Source organism: Klebsiella sp. HMSC25G12, from assembly GCF_001807705.1.
Classification (GTDB): Bacteria; Pseudomonadota; Gammaproteobacteria; order Enterobacterales; family Enterobacteriaceae; genus Klebsiella; species Klebsiella variicola.
In genome coordinates this window covers 1-10,244 of record NZ_KV789931.1, presented here as the reverse complement: position 1 = coordinate 10,244, position 10,244 = coordinate 1, and the positions used below count along the sequence as shown (strand labels likewise).

Genomic DNA, 10,244 nt, shown 5'->3' with positions numbered 1-10,244 from the left:
CTGGGGGTGATCGCCTTCTGCGTGGGCACCGCGGCCGGGGTGCTGATGGCGAAGCTGCTGAACAGGTTCAGTAAGAACCCGATCAACCCGCTGATCGGCTCGGCGGGGGTGTCGGCGGTGCCGATGGCGGCGCGGGTGTCGAACAAGGTGGGTCTGGAAGCGGACGGGCAGAACTTCCTGCTGATGCACGCCATGGGCCCGAACGTGGCCGGGGTGATCGGCTCGGCGATCGCCGCCGGGGTGATGCTCAAGTACGTGCTGGCGATGTAGGCCGGCATCCTTCCCGGAGGTGTGGCTGTCGCCCCGCCTCCGGGCTGATTTGATACCCACTCCTGGCATGACGGGGCCGGGCACATGTCTGAAATTTTCTGTTCTGTGCTCCACCTGTCGGCGCCGGGGGCGCAAAACGGGGAGAATAACAATTTAATGTCTATCTACCCAATGTATACCCGAAAAATCACCCACTGGTTTGCCCGGCGATCGTTTCAGAATCGCATCTTCCTGCTGATCTTATTTACCTCGACTACCGTCATGCTGGCGATGTCATGGTATCTGACAGACATTACCGAGGAGCGTCTGCATTATCAGGTCGGGCAACGGGCGCTGATTCAGGCGATGCAGATTTCGGCGATGCCGGAGCTGGTGGAGGCGGTACAGAAACGCGACCTCGCCAGAATCAAAGCCCTTATCGACCCCATGCGTTCGTTCTCCGACGCCACCTACATCACCGTCGGTGATGCCAGCGGCCAGCGCCTCTATCACGTCAATCCTGATGAAATCGGCAAATCGATGGAGGGCGGCGATAGTGATGAGGCATTGATAAACGCCAAAAGCTACGTGTCAGTGCGCAAAGGCTCGCTGGGATCCTCGTTGCGTGGTAAATCGCCGATTCAGGACGCGACCGGCAAAGTGATCGGCATTGTGTCGGTAGGCTATACCATCGAGCAACTGGAGAACTGGCTCAGCCTGCAGATAAGCTCGCTGCTGATCCCGATGGCCATCATGTTACTGCTCCTGCTCTATTGCGCCCGCCGCTTCTCACTGCATATCAAAAAGCAGATGCTCAATATGGAACCCCAGCAGCTGTCACAGCTGTTGATCCAGCAAAGCGTGCTGTTTGAATCGGTGTTCGAAGGGCTTATCGCCATCGACTCCGGTTATAAAATCACTGCGATTAATCAGACTGCCCGCCGCCTGCTCAATTTGAGCCAACCGGAAACCACGCTTATCGGCAAAGGGATCAACAACGTTATCTCGCAGGAGACCTTTTTCTACGATGCGCCACAGGCCAATAAAAAAGACGAAATCGTCACCTTCAATCAGATCAAAGTGATCGCCAGCCGGATGGCGGTGATCTTAAACAATGAGCCACAGGGTTGGGTGATCAGCTTTCGCAGCAAAGACGATATCAACACCCTTAGCCTGCAGCTTAGCCAGGTGCAACAGTATGCCGATAATCTGCGCGCCGTGCAGCATGAGCATCGCAATCTGATCTCCACTATCGCTGGCCTGCTGTTTCTTAAACGCTACGATCATGCGCTGGATCTGATCCAACAGCAGTCGGAAAGTCACCAGAAGGTGATCGATTTTATCGCGCGGAATTTCCAGGATAACCATCTGGCCGGACTGTTGATCGGCAAGTATTACCGGGCCAAAGAGCTCGGTCTGGAGCTGGTATTCGATCCGGCCTGCTTCGTTGACAGATTACCCACCGCCCTTTCTCACAATGAATGGATCTCGATCGTGGGGAATCTGCTTGATAACGCCTACAATGCCAGCCTGCGTCAGCCGCAGGGGTCAAGGCAGATAGAATGCCTGATCAACAGCGACGGTCACGAAGTGATCATTGAGATCGCCGACCAGGGATGCGGCATTGACGAGACGCTGCGCGATCGGATCTTCGAGCGCGGCGTCACCAGCAGCGCCAGCAAAGATCATGGTATCGGACTCTGGCTGGTACGCAGCTATGTGGAACAGGCAGGCGGCAGTATTGTCGTCGAAAATAATATTCCTTTTGGCACCATCTTTACGCTTTATATCCCCCTGACCCGAGAAGAACATCATGGATAGCATCACTACTCTTATCGTTGAAGACGAACCTATGCTGGCGGAGATCCTGGTGGATAACATTAAACAGTTTCCCCAGTTCGACGTCATTGGTATTGCGGATAAGCTTGAGAGCGCCAGGAAACAGCTCAGACTGTATCAACCGCAGCTGATCCTGCTGGATAATTTTTTACCCGACGGCAAAGGTATCGATCTGATACGCCATGCTGTCAGTACGCATTACAAGGGACGGATTATCTTTATTACCGCAGATAATCATATGGATACCATTAGCGAAGCGCTGCGTCTTGGGGTGTTCGATTACCTGATTAAGCCGGTGCACTATCAGCGCCTGCAGCACACGCTGGAGCGCTTTGCCCGCTATCGTAGCTCGCTGCGCTCCAGCGAACAGGCCAGCCAGATCCATGTCGATGCACTGTTTAATATTCAGGCCCGGGAACAAACGGAACCCGTCAGCGCACCACTGCGCGGGATCGATGAAAGCACCTTTCAGCGCGTGCTCCAGCTGTTTGCCGACCCGTCGGTGGTACATACCGCCGACTCGCTGGCCCGTATCCTCGGCAGCAGCAAAACCACCGCCCGCCGTTATCTGGAACAAGGGGTGAAGAACGACTTTCTGGAAGCGGAAATCAGCTACGGCAAGGTTGGCCGACCGGAGCGCATTTATCACGGCAAGCAGGCCTATCCTGAGCAGAGATAAAACGCTTACGCCAGGGTGTAGCTGACCACCAGCTGCCCCTTCTTCATTTTAATCTGGCTGACGACGACGTCGCCCAGCTCCGCCAGACGGGCGACGTGGGTGCCACCGCAGGGATAAGCGGGCAGTTCGCCGAAGCCCACCTGGCGCAAGCCATCAGCGAACGTCACCTGACGCGGTAAGTCCTGCGCCTGCCAGGCCTTCACCGGCGCCAGTAGCGCACTGGCGTCCGGCAGCGCGGCATTGTTCCTGCTGGTAAAGGTTATCCGCCCTTCGCCGGGCCAGTGGTGCGCTTTCACCGGTTGCCAGCCAAGCTGTTCGCCCGCCAGGCCAAGCAGGTGGCCGGCAGAATGCAGACGGGCATGCAGCTGTCTCGCGGAGGCATCAATTTTCATCTCCACGTCACCGCGGGGAAGCGCTTGCGACAGGATATGCAGCACGCTGTCGCCGCGCACAATAACCGTCTCAACCGCCTGCCCGGCGATCCAGCCGCGGTCTGCAGGTTGACCGCCTCCTTGCGGGTGAAACAACGTCCGATCCAGTTCGATGGCGTAACGGCCATCCGCTTCTGCAGTGCAGGCGATGATCTGGGCGCGCCCGTCGGTAGCATCGCTGGTGTAATAAACTCGTTCAGTCATGGTGATTCTCCTCTCTGTCCGACCAGTATATTGATAATATCGACAGCGATAATCCCACCACCCGCCAATGCACTTTTGCTTCGGAAGCACAAATGAATCTGAACCTCCTGCCGGACCTCGCCCTCTTCGTCCAGATAGTCGACCAGGGCAGCTTTTCCGCCGTCGCCCGCCAGAGCGGACTGACGCCCTCCGCCGTGAGCCGCAGCGTGTCGCGGCTGGAGCGGGAGATGGGCAGCAAGCTGCTGCATCGTACCACCCGCAAGCTGCGACTGAGCGATGCCGGGGAAACAGTGTATCAGCATGCCCAGCAGATGCTGGAAGCGGCGCGGCAGGCGATAGATTCCGCCAGCAGTCGCCAAACGGTCGCTCAGGGAAAGCTGACGCTCAGCGTACCGAAAGCCGTCGGCCGCTTTGTGATCCACCCGCTGATGATGGCGTTTTTCCATCGCTACCCGCTGGTGGACGTCTGTCTGCGGCTGGAAGATCGCCCTCTGGATTTTATCGATGACGGTATTGATTTGGCGCTGCGCATCACCGATACCCCTTCCCCTGGTCTGCATGGCAAACCGCTGATGCCAATCAGGCACGTTATCTGCGCCACTGAGCCCTATTTACAGCAGCACGGTACGCCGTATACGCCGCAGGATCTGCGCGCGCATTGCTGCATTAGTCTTGGCGAAACGCCCGCCGACGCGCGCTGGAAGTTCCGCCGGGAAGGGAAAAGCGAAACAGTGCAAACCTACGGGCGGTACGCCGCCAACCATACCGCCGTACGCCTCGACGCGGTTAAGCAGCATCTGGGCATTGGCAGCCTGCCGCTGTTCACCGCCCGTGAGGCGCTGGCGAAGGGCGATATCGTGCAGGTGCTGCCCGAGTGGGAATTCATCAGCAGCTACTCCGGCGACCTGTGGCTGCTGTGGGCGGGAGATAAACATATGCCCGCCAGGATGCGGGCGATGATTGATTATCTCAGCGAGACGGTGCCGGCGTTGAACGCAGGCAGCACAGAGCCAGCGAAATAATTGCAAACCACGGAATGATAACCCCCAACACAAACCAGATCCCGGAGCGGCCGATATCATGCATCCGCCGGCAGCCAACAGCCAGCAAGGGGAGCGCCATCAGCAGCAGCCAGAGCGCGGCAAAGGGAATGACAACAAAACTGAGGATGCCGTATTGAGGGTTAACGCTGGTTGCCAGACACCAGGCCGCCAGCGGCGCTGTGGCGATCAATACATTGATGAGAAAAAACGTCCAGAACTGCTGCCGGCTGGCGCGGCCACTAAAATTAAAGGTCTCTTTCCAGCCGCTCAAATACGCCTGTCCACAGGTCATTGCCTCTCTCCATGAGAATAACGTGAATAGCTGCGGGCCAGGTTGATAGACCCGACCCGCGCAATAAAAGGCAGATTAAATGATTATTCAGCGGCAATTTATGTGCTGGCACAAAAAAGCGGATTTTGGCAGGAAAGAATGGCTGGCAGCGAACAGGCCGCCAGCACGGGGTGAAATCAATTAATGACTATTAGTTAATTGATTTTTATTATAATTAATAAGCCCACCGGCTTTAATAATCTCTTGCTCAGCGGCGGTTAACGTCTCCATATAGAGGCTAATCTGCTGAATCGGCTTTTTATCACTGAGGACAAAGGCGGTGATATCGTTCAGGTCGCCTGCCAGCGCACTTTTTATCGCTGGAATATAGATAAAGTCGCCGACCTCAAAGTCAGGTATCTGTTTCATCTGCAGCGGCAGCATCCCCCAGTTAATGACATTGGAGCGATAGCGCTTGGTTGCATACTCCTGGCAAATATTAGCCAACCCACCCAGCACCCGCTGGCAGCTCGCGGCCTGCTCGCGCGCCGATCCATCGCCGGGTTTGACCGCATAGACCATGCTGCCAATCTCCGTCTGCTCAACGGTAATATGTTCCTGGCCAGGCAGCAGTCGCAGCCGTGAAAAAATATTTTCCAGCTGCGGATAACCGCGATAGAGATCCTCACCGTTAACGCGCTGTTGCTCCATTGCGGCGATGGCTTTACTCCGCCCGACATATTCCGGATCGCGACGGGATAGCGTAAATTCCGCCAGACCTAATGGATTAGAACGAAACGACGATGTTTCACCGGAAGGGATCAGTTCGTCGGTGGTGGTCACCGGATCCATTATCTTTGCAGCCACCACCAACAGAATATTTTCCGTTAGCGCATTCATCTCCGGCCAGTCTTTGATGTTCGGGCCATAGATCAGCGGCTGCTGCGTCACCCCTTTCACGAAGCCCTGATAAACCCGGCTCTGATAGGGTGATACATCAAATTCATAGTCGGGTACGTCCTGCCAGCAATCGAGTTCCGCAGCTGACGTCAGAAGTCCGCCGTTGATGGCCGTTGCAGCAATTGAGCGGGCATCCATTAATGCCACCGCGGACATTTGGCCATTTCCCGGTTTAGAACCTTCGCGGTTGGGAAAATTACGCGTCGTGTGCCGGATGCTTAAGCCATTATGCATCGGGGTATCGCCGGCGCCAAAACAAGGGCCGCAGAATGCCGTGCGAACAATGGCGCCAGTGCTCATGAGATCGTTAATTAATCCCTTTTTGTTTAACGCCATCAGCACTGGCTGCGAGGAAGGATATACAGAGAGCGAGAAAATATTGTCCCCGCAGGCATGGTGCTTCAGGGCCTGAGCCGCCTGGGCCACGTTGACATAGTTACCTCCGGCGCAACCGGCAATGATCCCCTGCTGGACACGTAATTTACCGTTCTCTATTTTGTCTAACAGCGACAGCTTCGCGCGCCCAAGGGAGATCTTCTCCGACTCCACTTCCACTTCACGTAAAATGTCCGCCAGGTTTTCATTAAGCGTCGCAATTTCATAGACGTTGGCAGGATGAAACGGTAACGCAATCATCGGCTTGATAGTGCTTAAATCAACCTCAACGCAACCGTCATAGTAGGCCATGTCTTTTGCCGCCAGCGCCCGATAGTCTTTCTCCCTGCCATGAAGGCGCAAGAAATTATGCGTCTCTTCATCCGTCTGCCAGATGGAGGACAGGCAGGTAGTCTCGGTGGTCATCACATCGATGCTGTTTCTGAAGTCGGTCGACATGCTGGCCACACCGGGGCCAACGAACTCCATCACTTTATTCTTCACGTAGCCGCTCTTGAAGACGGCGCCAACGATCGCCAACGCAATATCATGCGGCCCAACCCCCGCTGCCGGTTTACCGGTTAAATACACCGCGACAACCTCTGGATAATCAATATCCCAGGTACTGCCCAGCAACTGTTTAACTAATTCACCGCCCCCTTCGCCAACCGCCATCGTGCCCAGTGCGCCATAGCGGGTATGACTATCCGACCCCAGAATCATTTGGCCGCAACCCGCCATCATTTCACGCATATACTGGTGGATAACGGAAATATGCGGAGGAACATAGATCCCGCCATATTTCTGCGCCGATGTCAGGCCAAAAATATGATCGTCACTGTTTATCGTGCCACCCACTGCGCAAAGTGAATTGTGGCAATTGGTTAAAACATAGGGCAAGGGAAAGCGCGTCATCCCGGACGCTTTCGCTGTCTGAATAATGCCAACGAAGGTAAGATCATGGGAGGTTATGGAATCAAACTGAATTTTTAACTTCCGCTCGTCGGCTGATCGACTATGGGACGACAGAATTGACCAGGAGATCGTTCCCTTACGGGCACTTTCCTTATCGACGGGAAATGAACATGACTTTTCCGCAACAATACCATTCTCATGGGATAAATAAACCCCATGTTCATGTAATTTAATCATGATTTGCATCCTTTGCTGTAGATAAAATTAAAACCTTTTTCCTGCCCACCTACGCTTACGGATAGAAGGGGAAGAAGATAGGAAGTAAAATAAAACTCACAATAATCGATATAATAATCAGCGGCAGACCGACCCTGACATAATCCATAAATCGATACCCCCCGGCGGAAAAAATCATCATATTCGCCGGGGTTCCCACTGGCGTCGCATAGGCACACGAACAACCCACCACAATAGCCATCAGCACCGCCCGAGGGTCAGCCCCCATCGAATTGGCAATAGACAAACCGATTGGCATCAGTAAGGCGGCCGTTGCCGTATTTGACATAAAATTGGTTAATGCACAGGAGATGACCAACACTGAGCTGAGCAGTAAAAATGGTGAAGCCTGTTGACCAAGCAGATCGATAACAGAGCGAGCCATGATTTCCCCGGCCCCGGTGGTTTCAAGCGCTTTCGCTAACGCTAAGGTTCCGCCGAACAGAAAAATAGTCTGTGAGTCAATTGACTGATATGCCTGCTTTTCCGTAATAACGCCAGTAATGACTAAGAATAAAGCGCCAATGGAACCAATAATGGCAATGGGTAAACCAATAATATTCTCGAAAATCATTCCCAGGACGGTAAATACCAATACCAGAACAGCAATCACTTGCTTATATTTTGGGCAAGAAATTTTTCTACCATTGTCCGCATTTGCTTTGCTGCTTGCCGATTTTGCCGGCAACAGTTTATAGCCTATGGTCAAAAAGTAGAGGATCCCGCAGAGCAGCATGGGAATACCAAGTTTGGCATACTCGAAAAAACCAAAACGTTGCCCGACTTGCTCCAGCGCCGACTGGGCGATCAGATTGCCCGGGGAGCCAATGAGAGATAAGTTTCCCCCCAGCGCCGAAGCAAACGCCAGCGGCATCAGCAGGCGAGATTGCGCATAGCCAGACTTGATAGCAGCGCCGATGACCACGGGTATCAGCACCGCAGCCGTTCCGGTATTGGATAAAAACCCGGATAGCAGGCCGCACACCAGCATAATAATAACGATAAGCTGCTTCTCTGACTTGGCGTAACGCGTCACTATGCCGCCAATCTTATCGGTGACGCCGGTTTCAAACAGAGCGCCGCCAACCACGAACATCGCCACAAATAAAATGACATTTTGGTTAATAAATCCGGCAAAAGCCGTTTTCACATCGAAAATGCCGGTTACGACTAAAACAATGCAGACAATCATTGCCGTGGCAGCCAGAGGGATTTTTTCCCAAACAAACATCACGATTGAAAATATTAATAGTGACAAGGTAATGGCAACTGGTGACATAAATAGATAATCCCTCGCTCAGCAAAAAAATAATATTTTTAATAACAGCAGGTGATGCAAAATAAAATGCAGGCGTATTGACACTCTCAAAGCTACATCAAATCACTTTCCAGTACATTAATAACTCCCACCACCATACCCCTACGGTAATGTGTAAGATGAAAGTCAACAGTGCCAATATACCGCCCACAATCCACCAGGACTTAATATCGTTGTATCCCACACCAAATATAACGGGGCCCGCCGCACCGCCATAGTGAGTGACCATTCCGCCATAAGAATTACTAAACAGCAGAGCTAATGCAGTCAGCATCACCGGCGCCCCAGACACATTGGCCAGCATGGCAAAAACTGGAACCATCGCCACAATATAGGCGCTGCCCGAAGCAAAGAAGTAACGGACTAAAATACTTAACGCCACGATAATGATGAAGGCGAGCGTACTATGAGTGCCAAAAGAAATGTTATTTTTGAGCAAGTCAGCCAGCCACATGAAAAAACCCACGCTGGACAGCAATGAGCTCAAACCGATGATGCCGCCATACCAAATCAGTGTGTTCCAGCCACCTTTGTTCTTAATCACATCATCCCAGCTGACGATTTTTAATACCAGCATCAATGCCATCACACAAATGGCGACCGTTGATTCGTTCACGCCCAGCGATTTACTGAATACCCAACCGCCCAGCGCCATGATAAACAGGCAGGAGAGCATTTTTTCCCGTAACGTCATCGGTCCTAAGGATTCAATACCGGCTTTGGCTATCGCTTTGTTATCCACCTTCTTCAGCTCAGGGGGATAAAGCTTATAAATAATCAGCGGCGTCAGTAGCAGCATAATGATGCCTGGCAACACGCCGGCCAGCGCCCATCCGCCCCAGCTCAATTTGATATGACAAATATCCTCAATCATCTTGAGCGCCAGAATATTGCCGGCCATCGCCGTAAAAAACATATAGCTGGTGGTTTTGGTCACCATATAGACGTTCATCATCAGGTAATGACCAACGCGTTTTGCGCTATGTTCAGGTTCCGAGCCCAGGGCCACAGCCACGCTATTGATAATCGGTAAAACGATACCGCCAGCGCGCGCGGTATTCGACGGCGTAGCGGGTGACAGGATCAGATCCAAAAAAGCGGTGACATAGCCTAATCCCAGCGTCGTACTGCCTATCTTGCCAATAAGAATATAAGCAATACGTTTACCTAAGCCGGTAATGACAAAAGCGGCACTGAGGGTGAATGCAGAGAACACCAGCCAGGTGGTGCCGGAAGCATAACCGCTTAAGACGCTCGATGACTTTATGGTGCCGTCGCCTAAATTACCGATCACCACCATAGAGGCAGCGACGGCGATTAACAAGACAACCGGTTCGGAAAAGGGTTTGATCACTAAACCAACGATGGCCGCCAGATAAATACCTGACAACACCCATGCTAGCTTAGTCAACCCTTCAGGTGCGGGAAATACACTTATCAGTATTGGTATGGCTATAATAACCAATAGTTTCCATAACGATTTTTTATCCATTTTGATTCCTTGCCTGGATTAATCATATAAAAACGCTCAGGAATGACCCAAAATAAAAATCGGGCACTCTGTTTCGAATAATTTATAAATTGTCTGGTGAGATGATTAATCTGGCAGGTAAACCATTCCCGAGAGAATTTTACGCGCGGTGCGAATAACCGGGCTTTGTTGAATAAATCGAACTTTTGCTGA

Annotated in this window: 10 protein-coding genes; 4 read left to right on the top strand and 6 right to left on the bottom strand. The window is 52.7% G+C overall.

Going from position 1 to position 10,244, the window contains the following annotated elements; genetic code table 11:
* From HMPREF3096_RS28175 to HMPREF3096_RS28165, 3 genes are all read left to right on the top strand, one after another.
* Positions 1 to 270: sodium ion-translocating decarboxylase subunit beta (locus tag HMPREF3096_RS28175; protein WP_141749348.1), on the top strand; the 270-nt coding region annotated here is incomplete at its 5' end.
* 171 nt (positions 271 to 441) lie between these two features.
* Positions 442 to 2,070, top strand: a complete 1,629-nt coding sequence (locus HMPREF3096_RS28170; protein ID WP_048293643.1) for a citrate sensor histidine kinase CitA — start codon at positions 442 to 444, stop codon at positions 2,068 to 2,070.
* On the top strand, positions 2,063 to 2,767 hold the full coding sequence (locus HMPREF3096_RS28165; RefSeq protein WP_012542893.1) for a citrate response regulator transcription factor CitB: 705 nt from the start codon (positions 2,063 to 2,065) through the stop codon (positions 2,765 to 2,767). Before HMPREF3096_RS28170 ends, HMPREF3096_RS28165 begins: the two co-directional genes overlap by 8 nt.
* Positions 2,768 to 2,772: 5 nt before the next feature.
* Here HMPREF3096_RS28165 and HMPREF3096_RS28160 read toward each other — a convergent pair whose 3' ends face one another.
* Complete coding sequence (locus HMPREF3096_RS28160) at positions 2,773 to 3,402, bottom strand: serine-tRNA(Ala) deacylase AlaX (RefSeq protein WP_032731603.1); 630 nt, start codon at positions 3,400 to 3,402, stop codon at positions 2,773 to 2,775.
* A 92-nt stretch (positions 3,403 to 3,494) separates the two neighbouring features.
* Here HMPREF3096_RS28160 and HMPREF3096_RS28155 point away from each other — a divergent pair, with 92 nt between their 5' ends.
* Positions 3,495 to 4,424, top strand: coding sequence for a LysR family transcriptional regulator (locus tag HMPREF3096_RS28155; RefSeq protein ID WP_032731602.1), 930 nt, complete (start codon positions 3,495 to 3,497; stop codon positions 4,422 to 4,424).
* Here HMPREF3096_RS28155 and HMPREF3096_RS28150 read toward each other — a convergent pair.
* From HMPREF3096_RS28150 to HMPREF3096_RS31245, 5 genes are all read right to left on the bottom strand, one after another.
* Entirely contained in the window at positions 4,372 to 4,737 is a 366-nt protein-coding gene (locus tag HMPREF3096_RS28150; RefSeq protein ID WP_008807490.1) for a DUF805 domain-containing protein, read from the bottom strand. The genes HMPREF3096_RS28155 and HMPREF3096_RS28150 overlap by 53 nt on opposite strands.
* Positions 4,738 to 4,917: 180 nt before the next feature.
* Positions 4,918 to 7,203 (bottom strand): hydratase, encoded by a 2,286-nt coding sequence (locus tag HMPREF3096_RS28145; protein WP_022065740.1) that lies wholly within the window; start codon positions 7,201 to 7,203, stop codon positions 4,918 to 4,920.
* A 55-nt stretch (positions 7,204 to 7,258) separates the two neighbouring features.
* Positions 7,259 to 8,521, bottom strand: a complete 1,263-nt coding sequence (locus HMPREF3096_RS28140; RefSeq protein WP_032731601.1) for an SLC13 family permease — start codon at positions 8,519 to 8,521, stop codon at positions 7,259 to 7,261.
* 97 nt (positions 8,522 to 8,618) lie between these two features.
* Positions 8,619 to 10,052 carry an anion permease gene (locus tag HMPREF3096_RS28135; protein ID WP_012542900.1) on the bottom strand — a complete coding sequence of 478 codons (1,434 nt, stop codon included), beginning with the start codon at positions 10,050 to 10,052 and terminating at the stop codon, positions 8,619 to 8,621.
* On the bottom strand, positions 10,013 to 10,244 hold a 232-nt coding region (locus tag HMPREF3096_RS31245), incomplete at its 5' end, for a hypothetical protein (protein ID WP_218069941.1). The genes HMPREF3096_RS31245 and HMPREF3096_RS28135, both read right to left, overlap by 40 nt.